This is a genomic window from Novosphingobium sp. fls2-241-R2A-195, assembly GCF_030209485.1.
Classification (GTDB): Bacteria; Pseudomonadota; Alphaproteobacteria; order Sphingomonadales; family Sphingomonadaceae; genus Novosphingobium; species Novosphingobium resinovorum.
In genome coordinates, this window is the sequence record NZ_JARVRY010000010.1 from 17,605 (window position 1) to 42,727 (window position 25,123).

At 62.5% G+C, this 25,123-nt stretch carries 18 protein-coding genes and 1 pseudogene; 3 read left to right on the forward strand and 16 right to left on the reverse strand.

Annotation, left to right across the window (positions count from 1 at the left end; all coding sequences use genetic code 11):
* The first annotated feature begins 23 nt into the window (after positions 1-23).
* The gene (locus QRN25_RS09085; protein ID WP_285018931.1) at positions 24-290 is read left to right on the forward strand and encodes a DUF6356 family protein; all 267 of its coding nucleotides are present in this window, start codon (positions 24-26) and stop codon (positions 288-290) included.
* Positions 291-487: 197 nt separating this feature from the next.
* Here QRN25_RS09085 and sigJ read toward each other — a convergent pair whose 3' ends face one another.
* Genes sigJ through QRN25_RS09100 form a run of 3 tightly spaced genes read right to left on the reverse strand, consistent with a single transcriptional unit; the run spans position 488 to position 2,572 of the window.
* Positions 488-1,387, reverse strand: coding sequence for an RNA polymerase sigma factor SigJ (sigJ, locus tag QRN25_RS09090; protein ID WP_285018933.1), 900 nt, complete (start codon positions 1,385-1,387; stop codon positions 488-490).
* A complete protein-coding gene (locus tag QRN25_RS09095) occupies positions 1,374-1,814 on the reverse strand; it encodes a hypothetical protein (RefSeq protein ID WP_285018935.1) in 441 nt (146 codons plus the stop codon). The genes sigJ and QRN25_RS09095 overlap by 14 nt, the downstream gene beginning before the upstream one ends.
* Positions 1,811-2,572, reverse strand: coding sequence for an SDR family oxidoreductase (locus tag QRN25_RS09100; protein WP_285018938.1), 762 nt, complete (start codon positions 2,570-2,572; stop codon positions 1,811-1,813). The genes QRN25_RS09095 and QRN25_RS09100 overlap by 4 nt, the downstream gene beginning before the upstream one ends.
* Positions 2,573-2,744: 172 nt before the next feature.
* Between QRN25_RS09100 and QRN25_RS09105 the strand changes: the two genes are divergently transcribed.
* Entirely contained in the window at positions 2,745-3,200 is a 456-nt protein-coding gene (locus QRN25_RS09105) for a carboxymuconolactone decarboxylase family protein (RefSeq protein WP_285018940.1), read from the forward strand.
* Positions 3,201-3,370: 170 nt separating this feature from the next.
* Here the strand turns inward: QRN25_RS09105 and QRN25_RS09110 are convergent, their stop codons facing one another.
* The 5 genes from QRN25_RS09110 to hisD form a co-directional block, all read right to left on the reverse strand.
* Entirely contained in the window at positions 3,371-6,994 is a 3,624-nt protein-coding gene (locus QRN25_RS09110) for a YobI family P-loop NTPase (protein WP_285018943.1), read from the reverse strand.
* Positions 6,995-7,475: 481 nt separating this feature from the next.
* Positions 7,476-7,793: a hypothetical protein gene (locus QRN25_RS09115; protein WP_285018946.1), complete on the reverse strand. Its 318-nt coding sequence runs from the start codon at positions 7,791-7,793 to the stop codon at positions 7,476-7,478.
* Positions 7,790-9,451: an ATP-binding protein gene (locus QRN25_RS09120; protein ID WP_285018947.1), complete on the reverse strand. Its 1,662-nt coding sequence runs from the start codon at positions 9,449-9,451 to the stop codon at positions 7,790-7,792. Before QRN25_RS09120 ends, QRN25_RS09115 begins: the two co-directional genes overlap by 4 nt.
* 343 nt (positions 9,452-9,794) lie before the next feature.
* On the reverse strand, positions 9,795-10,559 hold the full coding sequence (locus QRN25_RS09125; RefSeq protein ID WP_285018949.1) for an SDR family NAD(P)-dependent oxidoreductase: 765 nt from the start codon (positions 10,557-10,559) through the stop codon (positions 9,795-9,797).
* A gap of 94 nt (positions 10,560-10,653) precedes the next feature.
* Complete coding sequence (gene hisD / locus QRN25_RS09130; protein WP_285018952.1) at positions 10,654-11,985, reverse strand: histidinol dehydrogenase; 1,332 nt, start codon at positions 11,983-11,985, stop codon at positions 10,654-10,656.
* Between the two features lie 236 nt (positions 11,986-12,221).
* Between hisD and QRN25_RS09135 the strand changes: the two genes are divergently transcribed.
* Positions 12,222-13,238 (forward strand): LacI family DNA-binding transcriptional regulator, encoded by a 1,017-nt coding sequence (locus QRN25_RS09135; RefSeq protein WP_285018954.1) that lies wholly within the window; start codon positions 12,222-12,224, stop codon positions 13,236-13,238.
* Between the two features lie 66 nt (positions 13,239-13,304).
* On the opposite strand, the gene QRN25_RS09140 is transcribed toward QRN25_RS09135, so the two are convergent.
* From QRN25_RS09140 to QRN25_RS09175, 8 genes and pseudogenes are all read right to left on the reverse strand, one after another.
* Complete coding sequence (locus tag QRN25_RS09140) at positions 13,305-15,020, reverse strand: hypothetical protein (RefSeq protein WP_285018957.1); 1,716 nt, start codon at positions 15,018-15,020, stop codon at positions 13,305-13,307.
* A 25-nt stretch (positions 15,021-15,045) separates the two neighbouring features.
* Entirely contained in the window at positions 15,046-16,440 is a 1,395-nt protein-coding gene (locus QRN25_RS09145; protein ID WP_285018960.1) for a hypothetical protein, read from the reverse strand.
* Positions 16,441-16,509: 69 nt separating this feature from the next.
* Positions 16,510-18,633 carry a TonB-dependent receptor gene (locus tag QRN25_RS09150; RefSeq protein WP_285018962.1) on the reverse strand — a complete coding sequence of 708 codons (2,124 nt, stop codon included), beginning with the start codon at positions 18,631-18,633 and terminating at the stop codon, positions 16,510-16,512.
* A 250-nt stretch (positions 18,634-18,883) separates the two neighbouring features.
* Entirely contained in the window at positions 18,884-19,597 is a 714-nt protein-coding gene (locus QRN25_RS09155) for an SDR family NAD(P)-dependent oxidoreductase (protein WP_285018964.1), read from the reverse strand.
* Positions 19,590-20,783, reverse strand: a complete 1,194-nt coding sequence (locus tag QRN25_RS09160; protein ID WP_285018967.1) for an MFS transporter — start codon at positions 20,781-20,783, stop codon at positions 19,590-19,592. Before QRN25_RS09160 ends, QRN25_RS09155 begins: the two co-directional genes overlap by 8 nt.
* 178 nt (positions 20,784-20,961) lie before the next feature.
* Positions 20,962-21,888 (reverse strand): nuclear transport factor 2 family protein, encoded by a 927-nt coding sequence (locus tag QRN25_RS09165; RefSeq protein ID WP_285018969.1) that lies wholly within the window; start codon positions 21,886-21,888, stop codon positions 20,962-20,964.
* A gap of 62 nt (positions 21,889-21,950) precedes the next feature.
* Positions 21,951-22,487 (reverse strand): PepSY domain-containing protein, encoded by a 537-nt coding sequence (locus QRN25_RS09170; RefSeq protein ID WP_285018971.1) that lies wholly within the window; start codon positions 22,485-22,487, stop codon positions 21,951-21,953.
* Positions 22,487-25,122: pseudogene (locus QRN25_RS09175) on the reverse strand (glycoside hydrolase family 3 C-terminal domain-containing protein). Before QRN25_RS09175 ends, QRN25_RS09170 begins: the two are co-directional and overlap by 1 nt.
* Between the last annotated feature and the right edge of the window lies 1 nt (position 25,123).

The following is a 25,123-nucleotide window of genomic DNA, read 5'->3' on the forward strand; positions in this document are numbered from 1 at the left end:
CGGTCTCATTCCAGGAGCAACACGTGTTCAACAAACTGTTTGTCGACCATCCCGGCTCGGTCCACGAAACCTACGGCGAACACTGGTACGTTGCCAACCGCTTCGGCGTGCTGATGCTCAAGGCGGGGTTGGCAGCAATAGTCCACGGTTTCATCCCCGGCCTGCTGACCCGCACCGGGAGCGACATCGTGAAGAAGCTTCATGACGAAATGACAAATCGCGGGTCGCACGATCAATTAAAGGGACACACTCCCAGAGCCAAAGCGTGGCACCTCGAATATGAAATTTAGGAAGCAGTAGCCTTTATCTGGCTTTATAAGTTACCGGAGACGCGGCGCTTGCTCCGACGGGAACTGCGTTTCATGAGGTAATGCGCTTGATGGCGCTGCAGGTTGATGCCGACCCTTCTAAGACATTCAGCCGCCAATTTTCCGTTCCTAGGTGCGGTCCGTCCGCTAACCGGCAGGTCGCGACCAATTCACGACCTTCAGTGGCCGTGCTGTGGATGACCGTCCCTGCCGAAAGCTGCCACAAGATGACGGAGCTTGTCGGGATTACGAACTATATAGATCCCCGCGATGCGCCCATCGCGCAGGTCCAGCGCGGTGGTCTGGAGCACGTCGCCACGATCGATGCTGATATAGCCGGGCAGACCGTTGATCGTCGCGGTGCGCAGTAGCGTCGGTACTGACGTATACTTCCGACGCAACCCAGCGAACAAGCGAAGCGCTCGCTCGATCCCGCGCACCACATTGCGGAAGGCGATCACCTTACCGCCGCCATCGGAATGTATCTCGACATCGCGCGCCAGCAGCGCAGACAGTGCGGCAGCATCACCGTCGCGGGCGGCGGCGAAGAACGCGCGCGCGATCCGATCGGCCTCGGTTGCCTCCACGGTGAAACGCGGTCGCGCATGCTGTACGTGCCTGCGTGCGCGTGAGGCAAGCTGCCGGACAGCGGCGGGCTCGCGTCCTAATGTCATCGCGACATCGGGGAGCGCCATGTCGAACACGTCGTGAAGCAGGAAGGCGGCACGCTCCAGAGGGGACAAGCGCTCCATTGCAAGCATCAGTGTGAGCGTCACGTCCTCGGCGATCGTCTCCTCTTCCTCAGTAGCACCCATCAAGGGTTCAGGCAGCCAGGCACCGACATAGGTCTCCCGGCGCACCCGGGCGGACTTGAGCTGATCGAGGCATAAGCGGGTGACAATGCGGGTCAGATAGGCCGCCGGCGTGTCAACGCTCTGGGCCGTTGCCGCCCAACGCAGCCACGCTTCCTGCAGGATATCTTCCGCCTCGCTGAGAGAGCCAAGCATCCGATAGCCGAGACGCAACAGCCTCGGCCGCTCAGCTTCGAAATCGGCGAGACGTTCATCACCGTGCCGCACGAGTGTCCCCCATCGACAATGCTTGGCTACTGCGCGCGTCATCGCGCCAGGCCCAGAGGGCAAGAGCGGTCGTCAATATAGCCGGTAAGGTCACAGCAGGAAAATCCTGGGACAGCGCACCTGTCCCACATATGCCGACCGCTACCTCCCAGAGATGGAACAACCCGTGGCCGACAAGCCAGAGGGCGGCCGCGGACCAAAGAGGAACGCGCGACGCCGGTCGCGCGACACCAATGAGCATCGCGATCGCTACGAGCAGGAAAATCAAACCGATGTCACGGATGAAATGCTGGTTGAACGGACCGGTGGTGGTGACGCCGGGCACCGCAAAGTACCAGTTTGCTGGTGAGATCAGCATAAAGAGGCCGTTCGCGGCGGACGCGAGACCGAGCACTGTGGCCAGTGCGAGCGGAAGGTTCCGGCTCATGCCGCACTCTCCTGCGACTGAGCGGCAAGCCACTCATCGAAGCGCGTGGGCGCAATCCGTGGATTTTCGCCCGGGACCAGCGTCCGGTCGTCGGCAGGCGCGCCGAAATAGTCGCGTTCGTCCGTGATGATGATCCGGCGCGGATCGTCGCGGGTGCCGAGCCAGTTGGTGGTAAACTCGGCCAGCGGTGCGCGCTCCGGTCCTGCCAGTTCGATGATGCCACCGGCCGGGGTAGCTGTGGCTATTGGGGTAAGCAGCGCCGAGACATCGGCTGCCGCGACCGGCTGGAGCGCGATCGCTGGCAGGTACACGGCGTCGCCCCGCGTATAGCCGTCCGCGATGGTGGACAGGAACTCGAAGAACTGCGTGGCGCGCACGATTGTGTAAGGGACGCCACCGCCGGCGATCAGTTGCTCTTGCGCCAGCTTAGCGCGAAAATAACCCGATGCTTGAAGGCGATCGGTCCCCACCACCGAAAGCGCGACAACGTGGTGCACGCCTGCATTGCGTGCTGCTTCCAGCAAGTTGGTTGTCGTGCCGCGGAAGAAAGCGAGCGCGGCCTCGTCCTCGAACGAGGGGGCATTGCTGACATCGACCACGACGGCGGCATCCGCCAGCGCTTGTGCCAGGCCGGCGCCGGTCAGCGCATTGATGCCGGTGCTCGGTGAAGCGGCGACGACCTCATGGCCTGCGGCCCGAAGCAGTCCAACGAGGGGCCTGCCGATCAGCCCGGTGCCGCCGATGATAACAATCTTCATGTCCATGTCTCCGATGCAAGTGTCTGCCTGCATGACGAGATGGCCGCCACCGGTGTGACATGGGACGACAGCGGGAACGAAAAATATCGGCGCCATGATGTCACGATGTGCCGGCCTACCTCGTCACGTCAGCGAGCGCCGATGCCCGGCGCGGGTGACTAGGAAAGCAAGCATGACCGATATGAAGCGTTTGAACTGGTCGGAAATCGCCCCCGGAGGCGCCAGGGCCCTGTTCGGAGTCCATCATTATGTGACCAAGGCTACGGATCTTCCCGAAGAGCTGATCCATCTGGTGTTCCTGAGGGTGTCGCAAATTAACGGGTGCGCCCATTGCATCGATATGCACACTCGTGACCTGCTCAAGACCATGGCGATCGACAAGGTCGCGCTTGTCTCTGTCTGGGCGGAGGTGCCGCACCTGTTTTCCGACCAGTATCGAGCAGCGCTGGCCTGGGCCGAGGAAGTGACCAACATCAGCACGACCCATGCTTCGGACAAAGCATATGCGGCTGCGGCCGCCGCTTTTGCTGAAAAGGATTTGGTCGATCTCACGCTGGCGATCGCGGCGATGAACGCGTTCAATCGTCTTGGCGCACCATTTCGCCTTCCGGTCGCCGCGAAGCCATAGGCTCATGAAAGGGGGGAGCAACCTTTGCTTTCCCCTTCGGCGGCACGCGACCAACTTACGACGTTCAGCGGCCGGGAGGGGATGACCGCTCATACTGAAACCTGCCGGTTGCCACGAGAAACCGAATCCGCAGCTAGGCGCCCCACAATCGCTTGAAGCTTGGGAAGCGGTTATTCTTCGGCGTCGCGCCGGAAAAGATTGATGCGAATTTCGCCGAACCAGCCTTTGCCTACAGACGAGATGATTTTACGCGAAACGAGCCAGGCTGCGAGCGCAGCGTTGGTCTGCGTGTTTTCGAGCAGCGGAATTCCATAGCCTCGCTTGATCTCGGAAAAGGGCCTGGGGAGCTCGGCCAGAATCTCGCGGACGTCGTCGTCGCTTAGAAGTGACTGGTAGCGATTGAACAATCTGACCTGCACCTCGATCGGTCGCGTGGCCAAGATGATAGCGCGCGCGGGGCCCGCGCTGAGCCCGGGCAGGTCGGCTCCGGTTCTTTCAAGTATAGCGCCCACGATGCGCGCCCGTGTCGCAAGTCCAGAGAGCTGAGCAAGATCCATCGATCGAATGACCGTCACCTTGTGCTCGTCACTGATCGGGCTGCCAAGCAGGGCTTCGCGGAAATCGTCGTCGATCGAAAGACTGGCCTGCGTCTCCAGGAATGACTCGATGTTTCTGGTCGCGAAGGCAAGCCGAAGGTCATCATGGGCGCTGAGGAAATCCAGCGCTTCACCCGAAAAGGCGACTCTTCCCTCTTCGATCAAGATCCGCAGCTTGGCGGCGTCCACGCTCTCCGGGAATCGCGAAAAGCCTTCCGGCAAGACTCGAACGTAATTCCGATAGGCCGCCTCGGTCAGTCCATCATTCTCGATAAGGAAACGATGGAGCGACGGCGCGCCTTCGTCTTGGGGCATTGGTTCGGCCGAAAGCGTCGCTTGCGGCGCGTCCATATTGAGAAAAGTGGTGAGGCTCTCGGCATCGAATGCCTCGCTGGAGAGGAAAGCCCGGACGTTCTCCCAGGACGGCGCGATCCGGCCCAGTTGGAACGCCGGGCTTTGGAAGCGCGCCGGCACATCCGCCAAAATGGGGATAACGCCCGACTGCGTCCGGAGAAAGGCGACCAGATCGTCGAAATCTGCGTCGTCTCGCGCGAGGAGAGCGAGGATGGTGGCGGTGCTTTCTTGCCGATTTTCGGGGAGGCCCAGCAGGACGAGCTTCAGATGGCCCGCGAATTCACGCTCGATCCTGGCAGTAAGCGGGGCGTTCGCGATCTGGGAGATGGTGGTATAATGCCGCGTGTGCAGGGACTGCATGTCGCCCTCGCCCAGGACGGCCTCAAAGGCGTAGTCGAGATTGTCGATGGTGAGCGCATAACGGCCTGCCTCGAACAGTGAGCGCGCGATGCCGGGGAAGCCATCGACGCTGCGCAGGCTTTCCAATTCGAAGCCCAGCGCTTCCAGCCTCGACGGTTCGCAGCCGACGCCCATCGCCAGTATCTCGGCAAGATTGACCGCGAGGAATTCCGAAAGTTCGGCGTATTTTCCCGGCAACGCCTCGAGTGTGGCGAGCGGTAAATGCGCGATCAGCTGCGCGAGGTGGGACAGATGCCTGGGGTTGGCGAGGGTCGCGGGGATGAAGCCAGGCCATGACCGGACCATGCCGGCAACAAATGTGGGCACCTGCGTTCCGGAAGCGTAATAGCTCGTGAAGAACGCATCAATCGTTTCGAATTCGGATGCTAGATAGCCAAACATGGCATCGACTTGAGATCCATAGGATGTCGGATCAGAGAGCAGGCAATCGACAATTTTGACGTTGAGTACGTAGCTCTGCCGGAAGTCCTCATCGCGCATCGCGGCTATGACTTCTCGAGGGTTATCGATCGGGAAGCCTGGTTCCGGCGTGATGAAGCCACGGATCTTGATCAGATATTTGTTGTCATTCGGAGACAGGCGGCCCGCATGGAATAGCGACGTGTATTGATAATATGTGTCGTCGAGATGCCCTTCGAGGACAAGGAAGCGCGCGAGTTCGCTTCTGTTGCCGAAGGCGCTGAAGAGTTCGTCTAGCCCGTCGGTGTTGAGCCGAATGATCTCGTTGAATTTGGCGGCGCGCAGGCTCGCGCTTTTCGCACGCAAGGCGCGGAGCTTCTTGGCGGTGGTATTCCTGAATTCAACTGCCCTCTGCTCAATCTCCTTCTTGCGTTCCTGATAGGTTCGCGACGGATCAACCTCCGCCGCAATCATCGAAGGATTGAGCTGAGCCTGATGACCTTGTGGCGACCTTAAAGAGGCATTCGAACTCTTGATGAGTTGATCAAACGTATCGATCGTGGCGATCGAGGAGATCTGGACCCAATTCTGTCCGTTCACCATGATTTGCGATATGTAAGACGGCGTCTTCTCAATGAGCGCCATCGCGTAAATCCGGCGCAATTCCAGAACATCGGAGGGGATCTGTCGCTCCGCGACGTCGATCTCGTCTTCCAGGTGCTCGATCTGGGCTCTATAGCCCGCCTCACCATGCGCGATGAATTCGTCGTGACGGTCGAGAATCTGTGCGAGATTGCCGCTGCCGCGATGCAGCGCTTCGAAATCTTTAGGAAAGACGTTTTTGTAGATGAGGACGGCGAGAAGCTTGGTCGCATTCAGATCATTATCACCGTCAGTTTCTAGATTGGCGGCGTAAATGGCATACTCGTTGAAGATGTTCTGGATGAGCCTCAAATCATTGAGATAGCGCGACACCTCTCGCAGGAACTGCCGATCGAGCCGGTCATCCAGAGCTAGGCGCTTGCCCTGCTCCAGCATCTTGTCGATCGAATTCGAACTGTTGATGATCGGAATAACGGGGATGATGAATTCGAAGAATTTGGTGCGATCGGTGTTGATGAACATGTCGTCGCGCAGCGCATAGAGAAAGCGTATCGTACGCTTCACACCGGCATTTTCGTTGATGAGTTTGTTGATCTCTCTCAGGGTGACGAAGATTTCGGAATCGTCAAATCTGTCCAGATCTTCGATGATGACGAGATCGTACTTCGTCGATTGGAAGAAATAAATAATCTCGTCGAGATGGCGGTTAAGTATCGATTCATGCGCGATCGCAGCTGGCGTGATCTCGATATCCTTGAGGGAGATGCTCTTCAGCGATATCCCGAAGCTGGCCTTGTAGACTTGGTGGAGCAGCACCCAGACAAAGGAGGCGCCCACCGCGAACCAGACAAAGTGCTGCCAGTTGCTTTTCGCCAATGGCACGAAATACGCCCCATTGATGATGTCGTCACGCTTCTGAAAGAGGTGCCAGACCGACGCGACGCCGATCATGGCATAGAGCGAGAGCAGCGCCGATAGCCGGCCCGGCGACCGGATCCGCTTGAAGCGCGAGAAGGGAAGCTTGTTCGCGTCTGCCCCATAGAGCATCTGCTGGAGGATGCTGCGCTCGATCTCTTGCTTGCTCACCTTTCGATCGGGGGCGGCCTGATCCGCCCCGGCTTTGTGATCCGGCCCGGCTTTGATCGCTTCGGGCAGGAACGCCGCGAGCGAGATCTGCAGCGCGGAGATTTCGTTCTGCTTCAGGAACGATTGGATGATGCTGCTCTTGCCCGACCCATAGGGTCCGGTCAGCGCGATGTTTGAGACCTTTGGATCTTTTATCGCGGCTTTCAGCGCCTTGGCATAGACGCCGGCTTCGTCCGCCGTATCGGTCGGCGCGAGGTTGACGAACTGGGATGGTGCGTCGGCTGACGTTGGTGGGCGGCTGAACCGGTTTCTGATATCCGCGATGAGTTGCCGCAAGTTCGTTTAAGTCCTGTGAAACGAGGCCGAGATCAAAGAATTAGCATGGCTGACGTCGGCGCCAAAGTCGATGTGAACATATCAGGTGCGAACTGTGTCCGGTTTTGGTGCGAAGTGTTTGCGGCAACGTCCGTCCCTCGGCTCTTAGCCGGCGCGGAACGCTCTAGCTGCCAGCGCGGTCTCAGCCGCGCATGGCGTTGTCGATCTCGGACGCGTTCCATCCACCGCCGGGCGCGAGGTAGAGTGCGACACGGGCATTGAGGGCACCCGCCACAATTGGCCTCCGAAAAACTTTCCGCCGTCAATAGGCCAGCCTTGCTCATAATCGGCCGTCGGTATGACTGAGCGGCGAATGACTGATACTGACGGAAGCTGTCGTTGGTTGAGGCCACTGGTAGTGACGGGATTGTCCCATACCATCGCCGTTCTCTGTTTGACGGGACCATTCCTGCCAGAGTTGCAAGCAACACGCCCCGAAGCGCTATTCGCCGAACAAGACGCTGAAAAAGGCCTGATTGCGCTTTTTGGCGTGCGCGATAAGTGTGTCGTACCCCATCGCCTGGATGAAGATCTGCTCGTTGTCGCGATAACGGACGTAGATGTCAGGATTCCAATCGTTCTTGAAATCGTGGTTCCGCAGGACGGTCTCAAGCGATGGCTTTAGGTCGGCGACGATGTAGCCGAAGCGACGAACCACGCCCCGAAAGGCAAAATGCGAACCATCCGTCTTTGCGATTCCACCCGTCGCCGTGGCGCCCTTGAGTGTCTCAATGACCTGCATGACCGGATCGTGCTTCACGTCTCCAAACCGATAATCGTCGCGGCTTGGCCGCTTGAACTCAACGATCGTGATCGTGGTACCGTCGTTGTCTCCAAGGACAAGGCATCGTCGAAGAAGGCGAGGTCAGCGATCTTGTCTCCCTTCTTGCGGCCCTTGCCGTGCATCGCCCGGTCACTTGAGATGTACGGGAGGAACGCCAAGGCATCGTCGATTAGCCAGAGATTGTGCTCGAAATAGTCGGTATCGACGCTGTCAGAGAACCGATGAAAGACAAGATCGTGGATCGTGTCCTCGGGCGCATGCGTACCGGTCGTGCCGTACTTGCGGGCGGCTTCGATAAGTTCGATCACCTTTTTGCGGTGAACGACATATTCAGCGAGCGCTTCCTTGTTCGACGCGTCGATTTTGTCGACGATGTCCTTGATATTGGCCATGTAGTCGTCAGGATTGTTCGCCGCGCTGGTGATCGCTTTAGATAGGTCTCGCGAGACACGGTAGCGCTCGATAGCCAGGTTCGAGACGAAGTCCTGAGCTTTCCAGTTATTGGGCTTCCCCGCCACGTAGGACGAGATGGATTGGCCTTTGAGACCAATGCGTAGGATCGGATTCTCTTGAAGCGCGCCTTCCAGATCCCGGGATTGCGTCGCTTTAATTTTCGCGATTTGGCTGTTCTCAGTCTTCTGGATGATATCGCCGACCGCGCTAACGATCTCTTCAACGGCAGCGGGGGTAATGTTTATGCCGGTCCGTGCATCATTGAGGCGGGTCTCGAATGCACTCGACCGAACGACGGCGATCACGATGTAGGCTTGGTTATTGTCGTCGAAGAAAGCCGGCTGACCGAGCAGATTGGTGAGGTCGCGCGGATTGCCCACGATGCGATCGCCGGCAGCGAACAGCAGACTGTGGTTTTTAAAGGACCGGGTTCGCGGAACCTTTGTCAGCGAATAGTCGATGCGCTCCGCTTTGCCATCGATCTGGACGTCAAATGAGCCGGCGTCTGACTGGACGAACACGTTCTTGAAGTGTGCTGTGATGCTACTCGGCGCGGCGCCATCGAACCGGATGGTGATCTCAGGCAGCCAGCGGTAGAGGAAGTGCGGTAGAAAATGGCTGCCAATGTGATCAGCAATGTCGCTCTGATCGAGCGTCGCGATCAATTCGTGCCATTCCGGACGAGGCTCGTCGTAGTCGACGCGGAGGCCGAGATGGGCGAAATCAGGTTCCCCATCGTGATAGATGAGCTCGTTCTTCTGATGAATGTCGAAGCGAAAGGTGCGTTTATCCGGCACTGGCAGCGCTTCAAAGCGGCTCGAATAGAGGATGCGATTGAAGACTTTGAAGGCGATGAAACGGCCAAAACCACGACCGTTCTGGCGGAGCTTGTGGCCGGAGAATGGTGTCTTGAAAGAGGTGTAATTGCTATCATCGAGACCGATGCCGTTGTCGGTAACCGAGATCATGAGGTGCCGCGGATCGTTGATGCCGGATATAGCGATCTCAATCGTGCCGTGTTTGCGAGCATCTTCGCCGAAGCGCGTCTCGATCCCGTGCATGGCGTTTGACACCGCCTCAAGCGTCGGAAGCAGGAAGCCGTGGAGATCCTTGCTGACATGAGTGCGCTCCAGCACCGCCGTCATGTCGGGTTTTACAAGAGTGTCGGTTTCGGCAGTCACGGTCGGTCGGTTCTCCTTTCGAGTGCTTACCGGAGCAGATGTTCATTTAGCCAGAAGAAAGCGCTCCCCGCTTCACGGTCATCCTCTGGCGAGGCCCACTCTCCGATACCTCGCCGGCACCGGCGCCCTGTACCGTCACTGGCGATGCGGGACCGAATCATAACACGACAGCATCGAGTCATGATTATTCGTCCGGGGGACGTCCGCTGAGGCAGCAAAGGCTCGGGGTGACGAACGGCGGCTATTTGGCGCATTGCCGCCAAAGGACTGCTGGAAGCTGTATGCCCGGAGCGTCTGCTTTCGTGAGCTGTGCGCTCTGAACCGGACCGAGCAGAATGTCCCATCAATCGGCGGTCCACCCTCCATCTACAAGCATGCTGGTCCCTGTCATCAGCAACGAGGCATCCGAGGCGAGGAACAGAATTGCACCCATGAGATCCTCGACCGTGCCAAGGCGCCCCAGCTTGATCTTGGCAAGGACACTGGCCTTGAACGCCGCGTCCTCAAAAAACGGCCGGGTCAGCGGTGTCTCGATGAAAGTCGGCGCGATCGTGTTGGAACGGATCCCGTGGCCAGCAAGGTCCAGCGCCATAGCCTTGCTCATGCCTTCCATTGCCCACTTGCTGGCGCAGTAGAGCGAGCGGTTCGGCCCGCCGACGTGGCCCATCTGCGAGCCCATGTGTATCAGGCTTCCGCCCTCGCCCGTCGTGATAAGGCGCTTGGCACAGGCCTGAGCCACGAAGAAGGCACTCTTCACATTGAGGTCGAGCACCGCGTCGTAATCATCCTCGGTAACATCCCAGAGCGGCATGGGGCGATTGGTGCCGGCATTGTTGACGAGTATGTGGAATGCTTCGCGCGCTTCGAAGAAGGCTGCCACGGCATCGAGGTCGGAGACATCGAGCGTAGCGGCAAACGCCTTGCCTCCCTGCTCCACGATCTCGGCCGCTGCCGCCTCGATCTCAGCCCCGGTACGAGCAACGAGGGTGACTTCCGCCCCGGCCTCCGCCAGCGCCGCCGCGGCGGCGAGGCCGATACCCCTGCCCGCCCCGGTGACGACGGCACGGCGCCCATCAAGGCGCAGGCTGGGAGTCTTGGGCAGGGTCATCGCATCGTCCTTTTATCTTGAAATCAGCACGTTTACAGCACGCAAGGCGAACAGAGACGGCCCACGCCGCCCTGTCCACCCCGTTCTTGCCTGTTCAGGCTGCCGTTTCAGGCGTCGGCTCGGCCTGCCCGGCATACGGCACGTTGCGCCCGCCAAAGCGGCGTACGCGGATGTTAGCCTGCTCACCATGCCCGGCGAAGCCCTCAAGTGCGCAAAGGCGGCTGCAGTACTCGCCGATAAGTGCTGACGCCTCGTCGGTGGTTACTCGTTGATACGTGCAGGTCTTGATGAACTTGCCCACCCACAGACCACCAGTATAGCGCGCCGCCTTCTTCGTCGGCAGCGTGTGATTGGTGCCGATCACCTTGTCCCCGAAGCTGACATTGGTACGATTGCCCAGGAACAGCGCTCCGTAGTTGGTCATGTTGTCGAGGAAGTAGTCCGGATCGGCGGTCATGACCTGGACGTGCTCCGATGCGATCTCGTCGGCGACGCGCACCATTTCCTCGTAGCTTTCGCAGACGATAACTTCGCCGAAAGTCTCCCAGGCCTTGCGCGCGTAATCGGCGGTGGGCAGGATTTCCAGAAGCCGCTCGACCCATTGCATCGTTTCGCGCGCCAGCTTCTCGGAATTGGTGATGAGCACCGCCGGGCTGTCGGGGCCATGTTCGGCCTGGCCGAGCAGGTCGGTCGCCGCCATTTCACCATCGCACCCGATCTCGTCGGCGATCACGAGGGTCTCGGTGGGGCCGGCGAAGAGATCGATGCCGACGCGGCCGTAGAGCTGGCGCTTGGCTTCGGCCACGAAGGCGTTGCCCGGGCCGACGAGGATATCGACTGGGTCGATCGTCCCTGTACCCAGCGCCATCGCGCCAACCGCCTGGATTCCACCCAGCGCATAGATCGCGTCAGCGCCTGCCATCGCCTGCGCGGCCACGATCGCGCGTGCAGGCTTGCCCTGGAACGGCGGCGCGCAAGTGATGACACGCTTCACGCCGGCGACTTTCGCGGTGATGACCGACATGTGCGCACTGGCCAGCAGCGGGTACTTGCCGCCCGGCACGTAGCAGCCTGCGGAATTGAGTGGCAGGTTCTTGTGACCGAGCACGACACCGGGCAGGGTCTCGACCTCGACGTCCTTCATGCTGTCGCGCTGGATTTGCGCGAAATTGCGGACCTGGGCCTGCGCGAACTCGATGTCCTTGCGTTCTTGCGGAGCGAGCGATTCGACGCAGGCATCGATCTCTGCCTGACTCAGGCGGTAGTCTTCACGATCCCAACCATCGAACTTGTTGCTCATCTCGCGCACGGCCACGTCGCCGCGGGCCTCGATGTCGGCCAGCGCCGCCTCGACAATGTCACGGACCTTCCGGTCGGCATCGGCCTTGGCCTGTGCAGTCGCACCACGCTTAAGATAGATCGCCATTCGTTCAACTCCCGTCCGAGGGTCTCTTCACCCCCTAACCATAGGACTCATCAAGCCCCGGAACTGATTGCATACATAGTCATAGTTTGCATTTCAATTTATCAATGAACGATTTCATCTCCTGTATATCTGAATTTAAAAGATGCATATATATGCACAATATCGATCCCTGTCCGCATCAACCGGACAATGAAGCGACGTTGACCAAGGCCATGCCCCACGCCTAAGCAGGTGCCATGCCCAGCCCCAAGGAAGCCGTGACCGCCTTCGACGTCGCTCGAGAAGCGGGCGTATCGCAGTCGGCGGTCTCCCGCGCGTTCACGCCGGGGGCCAGCATCGCGGCACCGACGCGCCAGCGGATCGTCGCCGCTGCCGAGAAGCTGGGCTACCGGCCCAATCCACTCGCACGTTCGCTGATGCACGGACGCTCGAACATCATCGGCATCGGTGTCGGCGACCTGGCCAACCCGTTCTTCGTCCAGACGCTGCAACTGCTGTCCGCCGCGCTTGATGGCGCCGGGCTGCAGATGATGCTGTTTCCGGCACGGCAAGCCGAACCGCCTGAGCCATCGATCCACGACGTCCTTCATTACCGCCTCGATGCACTCGTGCTGCTATCGGTGAGCCCGTCGTCGCGACTGGCCGAACAATGCCGCCGCGCGCAGGTTCCGGTAATCCACTACAACCGGCGAACCACTGCGAGCGATGCCTCCTTCGTGGTGGGAGACAACCTGCGCGGCGCTCGCACAATCGCGGCGCACTTGCTGGCAGGAGGCCACCAGCGGCTGGCCTTCATTGCCGGGACACCGGAATCCTCGACCAGCGCCGAGCGGCAGGCGGGCTTCTTCGACCTCCTTGCCGAGCGCGGTGCCGACACGCCGCTGTTCGAATGCGGTCACTACACTGCCGAGGAAAGCATGGCGGCCACGCGGCGGCTGCTCCATCGGGTCGACCCGCCCGACGCGATCTTCTGCGCCAACGATACGATGGCTCTTGCCGCGATCACCGTCGCACGCCACGAATTCGGGCTCGACGTGGGGCGGGACATCTCCATCGCCGGCTTCGACGACGTGCCCATGGCCGCGTGGCCGGGTTTCGCGCTGACGAGCTACTCCCAGCCCGCGCCGTTCATGGTCGCCGAAACGCTGCGCCTGATCCAGGCGCTCAGGGCCGAGCCCGACAGCCACGAACAGATCATCGCGGAGGGCGCCCTCGTGGTGCGCGGCAGCACGCGGCCAGTCAAAGTCGGGTAAGCATGCAACGCGCGGCGACCGGCCCGCGATTGCTCGCCGGATCGCCACGCGAAGCGGAGTTCGGGACTATTGCACGGACAGCGTCACGCGCCCGGTGTAAGTGCCGGGCCGGATCGGACGCTGCCTGCCGTTGACGGTCATTACGACCGCCCCGGCGCTCCCTTCGATGCTTGCGCCGGGCGCAATCGTCAGACTGCTGAGACAGCTGGTCCCCGTAACCGTCCATCGCGTTGCCCCTCCCAGCCGGACGACCATGGCGTTCGGCTTGCTTGCCGGAACTGCGGTGTTGGTGACGTCACCGATCTCGCGATAGGTTGCGCGGACGGGGGCCTTGCCCGTGGCAGGGGCGGTGGTCGAGGTAGAGATCCTGCCGCTTACCCGCGCATTATCGAACGTCAGTTCCATGCCGCCCTGCGCCATTCGGCCGTTCCAGAAGTCGCCTTCGAGATCGACGTTGCTGAATGTCGCGACAACGGCAGGGTTCGGTGTCGGCCCCTTCTTGTCAGCGGCGCCGCCGTCTGCACCCATGCCCGGAGGAGGCGCTCCCATCCCCTCCGGAATCTCGCCGCGCATCAGGGCCTGGAGGAAGGGATCGTCATTCTCCATGGCCTGAAGAATTACGCGATTGCCGCTGGTGATGGTGGCGCCATCGACCTTGATGGTCGTGCCGATACCCTTGACCTCGATCGCCGCACGCCCCGCCCGTAGTTGCGTGCCCTTGTCGATGGTCAGCGTGCCGCCACCGGCACCTGAGTGCATCATCACTCCGTATGTACCGGCCTCTACCAGCGTGCGGTCGGTCAGTGTCAGCGATCCCTGCGCCGCCATGATGCCGCCGATGTCGGGCGAGCGGATGATCGAATTCTCGAACACGTTGACGGAATCGCCGATGGAATAGGTGCCGTACCCACCTTCGGTCAGCTCGATCAGCGAGTTCTTCACGAACATGCGCACATGCTGGTTGTCGTCTGTCGACAGAGCGCCCCAGCCTTCGGAGCGTATGTGCGAATCCGTGATGTAGAGCGTACCGCGATCGACAAGATTGCTGGACCGAACGTTGCCCGCCAGCCCGAGCATCCAGGGCACTTCCATCATGCGGCCGACATCGACGGTAAACTTGTAATCGGCCGGAAGGGTGCCGTTGAACGTCTCGATCTCGGCGCCGTTGACGTGGACCACCGCGTCGCCGCCGACGAACAGCGCGGTGCGGATCGCACCGCGCGTGCGGATGACCGGCCGATCGAGCGTGAGCTGGGCCTTGCCCGTGGCCATGATAGCCGCACCGAACCCTGCGAAATCGTTGCCGCCATTGCCGACCATGTCGATCACCGGACGGTCGAGCACATAGTCTCCGGTGCCCGTGACCAGCACACCGTTGAACCTTTCGCCCATCGAACGGATCAGGAGGTTCTCCGCGCGCCCTGCCGCGACCGTACCGCCCCCGAGCGCCGCCCTGACCGATTTCGACCAGACCGGCGCGCCGTGCTCGACGTAAAGGGCCGTGCGGAAGTGATGCAGGGGCAATTCGTGATACTGCACCGGAATGTCATCCGTCACGGTCAGCGCGACGTCGCCACGATAGCGACCGGGTGCAAGCGGGGTCTCCACGCCATCGACCGTAAGCGTGAGCAGCTTGCCGTCGGGTGCCTTCGGCAATGCGCCCGAAGCAATATCGAGAGTGCTGGACGTCTGTGTGCCAGAGATGATGCCGGAGGCATCCTGCGCCCACGCAGGCGCGGAAAGCGCGGTGCAGGCGAGCAACAGCAAGGCGGGAAATTTCATCGGATTCGCTCCTCAGTGGAAGGGATCATCGGGAGAAAGTCAGCTTGCCGCCGCTCGGCAGCACCGTGCCGCGACCGTTTGTGCCGCCGGTGACGGTGACGGTCACCCCGGCGGGCGCGTCGATGACCGAAAGCGGTGTCCCGGGCGCGAGGAAGACAGTGCTGTCGCTCCGCGCACGCCAATGTCCGGTCGCATCCGCCTTCAGCACCACGTCTCGCAAGGAGCCCTCCAGGCTCGCACCGTCGAGGACCAGCGTCGTCGCGCGATCGGGATCGCTGTCGAGAACATCGCCGGTGAGCTTCGCGCTCTTCAGCGTCAGGGTCACACCGGGGACAGGCTTGCCGCCGGTCTTCGTCGCATTGGGATCGTCGTTGCGTCGCACGTCCATGAGCACGCCCGATGCGCTCTTCAGCGCGCCTCCGGTGACGGTGATGTTCGCATTGGCGCTCTTGACCAGCAGGACCGGCCCCTGTGTCTCGATCGTGCTGTCGGTGACGGTAAGGTCAGCTGTCTCGGCCGGATCGAAGGCCATGACCGAATGGATCATCACGCCGCTGCGTCCGGCCTTGCCCCTGACCGTGTTGAGATCGATCCGGGCCTTGCCCGCGATAATCCCGAGATCGCTCCCCACGTCCACGCTGGTGCGATTGAGGACGACATGGGCCCCGAAATCGGCATAGGCACCATAACCCTTGCCGGTGACCAGCACCGTGCAGTCGTTCGCCTCGAGGTAGAGATCGCCGCCGGTGGCATCGGTGGAAAGCGCACCCCAGCCCTGCGCCTCGATCCGCGTATTGTAGAGGTATGTGCGCGAATTGCTCATCGCCAGCACCGCGCGCGCCGTGCCCTCGAGGCCGAGTGGCGCGGGCGGCTGCATCATCCCCGGCCCGATGCGCGGCACGTAGCCCGGCGGCAGCGGACCACCGTTCGCGACAAGGCGGGCATCGTGAACCTTTACCGTCGCCCCCTCGGCCGCGACGAGTGCGGGAGAAATCCGCGCGGACGTCTCGACGCTGCCGCCGCGAAGCGTGAACCTGGCCTTGTCTCGCACGAGGATACCCGCTCCGGTGCCAAGGAAATCGTTGGTCCCGGCTCCGGAAAGCACGATCGCGGGATCGGTCAGCGTGAAGTCGCTGGCCGGGCCGCGCACGATCAGCGCATTGACGCCTTCCTTGCTGGAAAGGATCCGCAGGCCCTTCGCGGCGGATCCGGAAAGGGAGGCCGCCTGAACCGCTACGGTGGACGGGACGAGGCGCCCGTCGACGATCTCGACGGTCGCATCATACTTTGTCTCCGCCATCGACGGCATCGCGGGCATTCCACCGGGCGGGCCGCCCGGAGGCGGGGCAGGCTGGGCGGCAGCGATCGCCGGGATCGAGACGGCAAGACAAGCCGCATACTTGAGGTACTTCGAGGACATGGACTTCTCCCGAACATGACAGGGCAGCGCACGGCTCGGCGCTGGACGCGCGGCCCGTGCGCGCCGGGATCAGAAGCGATACGTGGCAGTCATTCCGTAAGTGCGCGGAGCGGCAAGCTGGGCGTAGCCGAAGAAGTGCGACTGCTTGATCATCGCATCGTTGACGTTCTTGACGTAGGCGACGAGCGAGAAGGCCCCGCCGAACTCGGCCCTGATCGAAATGTCGCCCGAGACCCAGTCGTTCTGCGCCGATGGATCGCGGTCGTTGATCGCGTGGTCTTCGGGGTAGACGATCGAACTAGACGCGAAGCGCAGGTCGCCGCGCGGGGTGAGCACAACACCGCCAAGGTCGAAGCCCTGCTCGTAGCCCAGCTTGACCGACCAGGTCGGGCTGTTCGGGAACGGCAGGCCGACATAGAAGCCGTCGATGCCATCGAGCCGGGAGTCCAGCCACGTAACCGAGCCGTTGAAGCGCCCACGAGAACCCACGGCGATCTGCGTTTCCGCCTCCACGCCATACTCCCGCGCCGGCATAGTCGGCACATAGAGCTGCGCGGGACTTACCGCGAAGTTGGCGATGGTCAGCTGGAAGCTCTTGTAGTCATAATAGAATCCGGTGAGGTTCAGTTGCATGTTGCCACCCTCGAAGCGGTTCTTCAGACCTACTTCGTAGGAGGTCATCTTCTCCGGTTCGAACGGTACGAGGCCGAAGCCGTAGCCGCCCTGGCGATAGCCGCTGGCAACGGTTGCGTAGGCCTTGGTCGTGCTGGCAATGTCCGCTTCCAGACCGAGGCGGTAGTCGAAGTGCTTGTCCTTGATGGTCGCGATCGGGCCGGTGTAGTTGGTGCTGTCGTCGTTGGCCCCGGTGATCTTCTCCCAGGTATAGCGCAGGCCCGCGATCGCGCGCAGACGGCTGCCAAACGGTATGGTGACTTGCCCGAAGATGCCGTCGGTCTGCGAATTGCGGATTTCGGCCTCGTAGGATTCCGCTGGTGCAAGATCGGCCGCGATGCAGCCTCCCGCCGGGGCAGGGCCGGGCGGAAGGCCATCGGGCACCGAATTGTAGCCGGGCGCAGGGATCACGTAATTCCCCTCGGTATCCTGACAGGCGCCAGAGATCGTCTGCTGCACATTGTGGTTCTTGTAGTGATAGAACCCAAGGTTCCATTCCACCGGCGATCCGGCCTGTGAGGAATAGCGGACCTCGACCTGTTCCTGCCGGGTCAGCTTGGGATCGAAGGCATAGCCGAGCGAGCCGCCGAATGCGCCGAGCGATACCCCGGACGTCCGCTGATACGAGGGGATCAGGCGCAGGGTGCCCGGTCCGATGTCCGCTGAGATGTCGGCCCAGTATTTCCAGTAGTTTATGCGCTGGAAGCCAACCGACACGTCCGTCGTGTCGCGATTGCCGGCAAGGATGTTGGCGATCGGCACCGCCCCCGGCCCCTGTCCGCGCAATGCGGTATGCTCGATACCGAGCATGACGCGCACCGCGTCACCAGGCTCCCACAGCAGCTTCGCACGGCCGGCATAGGACTTGTTGTCGTCATGCCCGTTCGACATGTAGCCGTCGCGGGTGATGCCCGCCCCGGCAACGCGCAGCGCCAGCGTCTTGCCGAGCGGCACGTTGATCGCACCTTCGCCGTGGAACAGCGAGTAATTGCCGACCTCACCCGACAGGTATCCCTCGGTCACGCCGATCTGCGGATCCTTGGAGATGACGTTCACGACGCCGCCCACCGAGTTGCGGCCGTAAAGCGTACTTTGCGGACCACGCAGCACTTCGACGCGGGCAAGGTCGTAAAAGCCGACCGAGCCGTTCTCGGCGCGGCTCGAATAGGCACCGTCATAGTTGGTGGATACCGCGCCCTGCCCCATCTGTGGCGGCAACGACAGGCCAAGGCCACGGATGGATACGATGAAGCCGCGCGCCGCGCCCTGCACCGTCACCGCCGCCTCGTTCTTGAGCACATCGTCGATCTTCGTCGATCCGTTCTCCGCGATCCGGTCGCCTTGGACGACGCTGACGGCGATCGGTGTATCCTGAATCGATTTGGCGAACTTGTCTGCCGTGACGATGATTTCCGGTATGTTCGCTGACGGCGCCTTCCGGTCATCCGTCGCATCCTGGGCATAGGCCGGATGCGCGCAAAGAACCGTCGTCAGCATAAGCGCAATGCGCCTGCTCCTCATCTTCCCCTCCATGTTTACCGCCTTGTGGCGGCTTCGTTACCCTGGAGGCTAGGACGGGAGCACGGCGCAGAACAAATCGAATAATCGGGAGCGAACCTATCGAGCCAGCCGGATCAGAAAGCCGCTGCGCGCCTGCCCGGAACAGCCGAACAGGGATCGGGCGACGCTGGCGGTGGAGGCCAAGAACAGACGCCCCACCAGGGCCGCCCGGCCCCTGCCGTTCCCGCTGCGGGGAACCTGTGCATTCACTTCACCAGGCGGTGGCGCCGGCATCCACCGCTATGTCCGCTCCGGTCACGTAGCGCGCCTCGCCGCTGGCGAGCCATGTGGCGCACCAGGCGATGTCCTCCGGCTCGCCGAGCCGCTTGAGCATGTTCTTGGCGAGCACCTGACGCTCGAAACCCGGATCGGATTCGATATGCCGACGGGTCGCGGCGGTGAGGATGAAGCCGGGCGCGATCGTGTTCGCACGAATGCCGTGCGGCGCGCCCTCCATCGCCAGCTGCCGGGTCATCGCCTGCACCCCGCCCTTGCCGGCGCAATGCGCCAGGGCCGGCGACCCCTCCAGCGCATGACGGGCATTGGCCGAGGCGAAATTGACGATGCTCGCCGATCCGCTCGCCTTCAGCCAGGGCCAGGCCGCGCGCGTGGGAAGGAACACGATGTCGAGTTCACCCGTCAGCGTACGCCTCCAGTCGGCGTAGCTCAGGTCCTCGATCCATGCGAAGACCGCGAAGGCGGCGGCATTGAGCAGGACGTCGATGCGGCCATGTTCCTCGCCGATGCAGCGGAACAGCGCCTGCGTCGCCGCCTCGTCGGTGAGATCGCAGGCGTAGTCTGCCCCTTCGCGGTCGATGCCGATGACAGTGGCGCCTTCCTGCCGGAAGATGCGCGCGCAGCCCGCGCCGATGCCGTTGGCCGCGCCGGTCACGACGGCGACGCGCCCCTGGAGGCGATCACCCATGAGCCACCGCCCGCCGGTCCGGCCCTGCACCGTTGCGGCGCGAGGCGATCAGGGCAATGACCACACCGCCCAGTGCAGCTATGGACAGCACCATGAAGGCGCCCAGCAATCCGCCCGTCTTCTGCCCCGCGAACGTGACGACGACCGGCGAGAGGAACTGGCCAAAGGCGAAGGCCGACTGCCAGAAGCCGGTGCCGCGCCCGCGGATCTCGAACGACAGGATCGACATCGACCACACCAGCAGCGTCGGCAGCAGCAGGCCCGCACCGATCTGGTTGACGAAGCATCCGGCCAGGAAGCCCACGACCGTGCCCGCCTTGGCCATCAGCATGAAGCCGAATGACAGCAGCGCGAATTCGACCAGTAGCAGGCGACCGACCGGCCACTTCGAACCGATGCGCGAGTAAATGAACGTCCCCAGCGGCACGCCGATCGAAGCGATCGAGGTGAGGAAGCCGCGCTCGGCCGGGCTCGTCAGGCCCAGTTCGGCAAGGCCGCTGGGTGCCTGGATCTGCACGGTGTAGAAGAACACCGAACCGTAGACAGTGATCGCCACGATCATCGCCATCGTCGCCCAGGGAAAACCCGCCCACGAACTGTTGTGCGGCGCATGGTTCGCCTCGTCGTCAGGACGGGTTTCGCCGGCCGGCTCCCAGGTGAACTTCCAGACCAGCGCGAACATTACCAGCGCCGAGGCATAGGCCCAGAACGGCGTACGCCAGCCGCTTTCGCCCATGATCCCGCCAAGGTTGAAGAACAGCAGCGCCGACATCGAGGCGAACGCGGTCTGCGCCGCCAGCCACTTGTCGCGCGAAGCGCCCTTGTAATAGTCGGCGATCATCGTCGTCGAGAGGACGTAGATCAGCGCCTCGGCAATGCCCACGCCGACGCGCGAGATGAGGATGTGGGTCAGGTCGCTCAGGAACACCGGCGCCACGCCAACCACCGCATAGAGCAGGAACGAGGCCAGCAGCAGGCGACGACGGCCGAAGTAGTCCCCCAGCATCCCCGCGAACGGGCACAGCAGCGCCACGCACAGCGAGGGGAACGTGAGGATCATCGGCACCCAGTATTCATGATTGGGCACGCCTTCGAACTGCGCCATCAGGTTCGGGATGATCGGGGTGAGCAGCACCACCGCCATCGTCGTGAGCGTGATCGGCAGCAGCAGCGATATGCCGGTCATGAACCCGGCCTCATGGTGTCGAGACATTCTTCTCCCTTTCGCCGGTCATAGCCCGCGCTGATACTCATCGGACCCGCGCGGGTCCGCACTGGAAATGGAGGGGCGCGGCGGGAACAAGTCCAATCGATATTGCCGCAAGGCAGCTATCGACCGGGCGGGACCCCTGCGCCCCACCAGTTCAGAACTGCGGTACCTGCTGCTCGCAGTTGCAGTTGTTGAAGGTCTCGCTGAAGGTGTAGTAGGGACGCGGCAGGTTAGGCCAGATGACCGCGGCGCGCTGCGGGCTATACGCCGGATAGCTGTAGAGCGGCTTGCGGAAGCCTTCAGGGAAGCCGGCCCGCTCACCCGCCTCACCGCCAAGCGCCTTCAGCGGACGACCCAGCGCCAGATCGCCCAACTGCGCATTGGCCTGCTCCAGCATCGATTCCGGCAGGTTGGGCACGAAGTCATAGGCCATCTGCAGGTGCCAGATCTTCCAGACGCCGTTCTCCTTCACGAAATCACCGCCGTACTTCTCGAAGAACAGCATCGCCTGGAGGTGGATCTTGCCGTTCTCATAGACCGGCATCACGCCCGTGCCCGGCGAATACCATGCGCCCTGCGCCGTCTTGCCGTCACCGGAGATCTCGATCACCGGCGTCGTCGAAGTGTGCATGACCCATTCCGCGCCGGCTCCGAAGAACTTGGGATCGGGAGTCACCTTGGGATCGATGGCGGCCAGCTTGTCCTGGGCCGTCTGCGCATCCTTCTGGCTGTTGAGGCCATAGGCGTTGCGGATCGTATCGAGGCCGTACATGACCCAGGCCGGGCTGCCGAACGTCGCGGTGGCGGCGAACTTGCCGTCGCGGCGCACCCAGTAGTTGTCCAGTTCCTCGAGGTTGCGGCCTGCGGCATGCATGAACTCGTGACGGCTCATCAGGTTCTGGATGGCGATCGTGTCCGCGGCCCGCTGCCCGGGCGACAGCTCGGGGCGGCCCTTAGCGACTTCGGCATCGGACTTGAGCGGCGCGAAGTCCATGCGCGGCTCGGTCTCGGCGGAAAGCGCGGCGGTGGTCAGCGACAAAGCGGCGGCAGTTCCGACCGCCAGCAGATAACGGGCCTTCATATCCAATCCTTTCAGTTGTTCTCGGCGCGTCCCCTGCGCGCATGGGTGATCGGGGTTGTGACTCATTTCCAGAAAAGAGCAGGTTTCCTGCGACGTCGGCGCATGTCCCACCACATCTGCAGTCCGGTGACGGACAGGACGATCAGCGACAGCCCGCACAGCACACTCAGGATCCGCCCGGTCCAGCCGAAGAAGTACCCGGCGTGCAGATCCTGCAGAATGTAATGGAAATCCGCGGGACGGGGAGGATCGATGACCACCCTGCCAGTCCGGGCATCGAGCTTGATCTGCGGACTCCCCGGAGGCCCCCCGGTCCCGGCGACCAGAGTGATCCGATCACCGGACAGATCGACCTGCAGGTTCCTGGTGCCCAGCCCCGGTTGATGCCGCGCCGCATCGGCGATGCGCGTAATCATCCTTCCCAGCTCCGCATCCGAGGGCATCGGCTGCACCGGCACTGGACGGCTCGGCTCGTGCCCCGGCGGGTGCTGCCCCAGCCGCATCATGTCGAGATGCAGCAACACACCGGTCAGCGCGACGAGAAAGAGAAAGACGCCCGCCGGCAAGGCAAGCCAGCGATGCCAGCGCCGCATGAGCATCACTTCATCGCCTCCTTACGCCAGAGGGCCGCGTCGTCAGACCCAAGCAAAGCCACGTTGCCCTCCAGCCGGAGCCGCGCCTTGAGGCGGACGTCGCGAGAGGAACTCCCCACCTCGATCTCGTAGTCTCCCGGCTCGATCCGCCAGCCATGTGCAACGGCGTCCCAGAAGGCGAAATCGCGCGGCGTAAGTTCGAGACGCGCGTTCGTGCTCCTGCCCGGATCGAGCAGGACCTGCGAAAGCCCTTGAGTTCGCGGATCGGACGCGGTTCGGACGGCGCGATCTGACGCACATAGACCTGCGCCACCTCAGCCCCCTGCACCGCACCCGTGTTCGTGACCTTGAACGAAACCGAAACCGGATTGCCGACCGGCGCGGTGGCGGGAACATCAAGGTCAGCGAAGGCGAATGTCGTGTAGGACAGGCCGTGACCGAACGGGAACAGCACCAGCATCGCCCGCTTGTCGAAACCTCGGTAGCCGACGAAGACGCCGTCCCCGTAGAACGCAGTCCTGGCGTTCGCAGCGTAAGGGAACGCGGGGCTGTCCTCCAGCCGCAGCGGGAACGTGACCGGCAGCTTTCCTGACGGATTGACCCGCCCGAACAGAGCGTCGGCAACAGCGAAGCCGCCTTCCTGCCCCGGATACCATGCCTCGATGATCGCAGGCACCTTGTCCGCCCACGGCATCAGCACCGGCCCGCCGGCATTGACGACGACGACCGTGCGCGGGTTGGCGGCGACGACGGCTTCGACCAGAGCATCCTGTTCGCCCGGAAGGGCGATCCCCTTGCGGTCGGAACCCTCGGTCTCGGCGGTCGGCGACAGGCCGACGACGACCACCGCGACATCGGCCTCGCGTGCCGCCTGAGCAGCCGCCGCGATCGTGCCGACCGGCGGCTCCACACCGAAGCGGAAGAGATTGACCGGCGCAGTTCCTCCCGCTTCCGGAAGGACGCGCTCGAAGCGGAAATCATGCAGGCCGGGAGCCAGCACAACGCGCCCTTCGAAGACGGGCATGGCATTGCCGAAGAACGTCGTCGGGGCGGACTTGAACCGTTCGCTGCCGTCGAGCACCACCTTCGCGTTGATCAGCAACCGGACGGCGCCGTATCCGACCGAGTTGAATCGGTATTCGCCAGCCTGCACCGCCCTGAACCGGCCGTCCCAGCTCACCGCGCGGGGATTGAGCGCGTTGGCGGGATCGTGGTTCTCGGGCCCGATCGCGAACAGCACCGTGTCGCGCCGGGTTTCCAGCGGATCGCCTGTGAAAGCCGCGTTCGACCAGTAGCGCCGCACCAGTCCGCTCTCGCCACCCGCCGTGACGAATTGCGAAGGGCTGGCAGCCGGAATATCGGTGTCGTTGGCCGATCCGATAGTGAAGGTCGATCCCTGCTCTCCCCTCAGCGCAACCACGCCGTCGCGCACGGAGATGCGCCGGGTCGCCGTTACCTCGGAGCTGCCGGCGCCCTGATAGGTCGTGGGATCGACATTGGGGCCGATGAACGCGATCTTCGCATCCTTGCGCAGCGGCAGCAATCCGCCCTCATTGCGCAGCAGCACCAGGCTTTCCGCAGCAACCGCACGCGCGAGGTCCAGATGGGCCTGGCTGCCGAGCAGCGGCGATGCAGGATCGGCCACCAACGCCTTGCGCAGCGTCCCGGTCCGCATCTGGAGACGGAGCAGCCGGCGCACGCTTTCGTCGAGCGTCGCGAGGTCCACTTCCTTGACCTGCACCGCGTCGGCCAGCAACGGGCCGTAATACTTGGTATTGGGCATTTCGAGGTCCATGCCCGCATTCATGCCCGCCGCCGTGTCGTGCAGCGCCGTCCAGTCGGATATGACGGCCCCGTCGAAGCCCCATTCCCGGCGCAGAACGTCCGTCAGCAGCCAGCGGTCATGCGACGCGAAAGTGCCGTTGATGCGGTTGTAGGACGACATGATGGTCCAGGGCTGCGCCTCGCGGACGACCTGCTCGAACTGCGGAAAATAGATCTCCCGCATGGTGCGCTCGTCCACGACCGAGTTGTTCCAGAAGCGATTTGTCTCCTGATTGTTGACCGCGAAGTGCTTGGGCGTCGCCGCCACGCGCTTCGCCTGGATACCGCGCACCCAGGCCGTGCCGATTTCCCCCGAAAGGCGCGGATTCTCCGAATAGTATTCGAAGTTGCGCCCCCCCAGCGGAAAACGCTGGATGTTGATTCCCGGGCCGAGCAGCACCGACACGCCCAGTGCGCGCGCCTCCTCACCCATCGCCGCCGAAGCCCGCGCGACGAGTGCGGGGTTCCAGGTCGCCGCCAGCGACACACCGCCCGGAAATGCCGTGGTGGCGGGATAGCCATCGGTGCGCACGCCCTTGGGGCCATCACTCATCCGGAACGGCGCGATGCCCAGCCGCGCGACACCGTTCGATTCAAACCCGGTGCCCGAAACGTAGCGGGCCTTTTCGGCCAGCGTCATCTGGGCGAGCAGGCAATCGGCAAGCGTATCGGCCGCAAGACTGTCCGGGCAATCCCGGCGCGGCGGCGGATCGTCCGGCGGAAAGAATTGCGCCTCCGCCGGTACGCTCAGCGCAAAGGCCAGCCCGCATGCCGTGACGTGCCACAAGCGTCGCAGGGCGTTCGTCCCTGAAGTCATG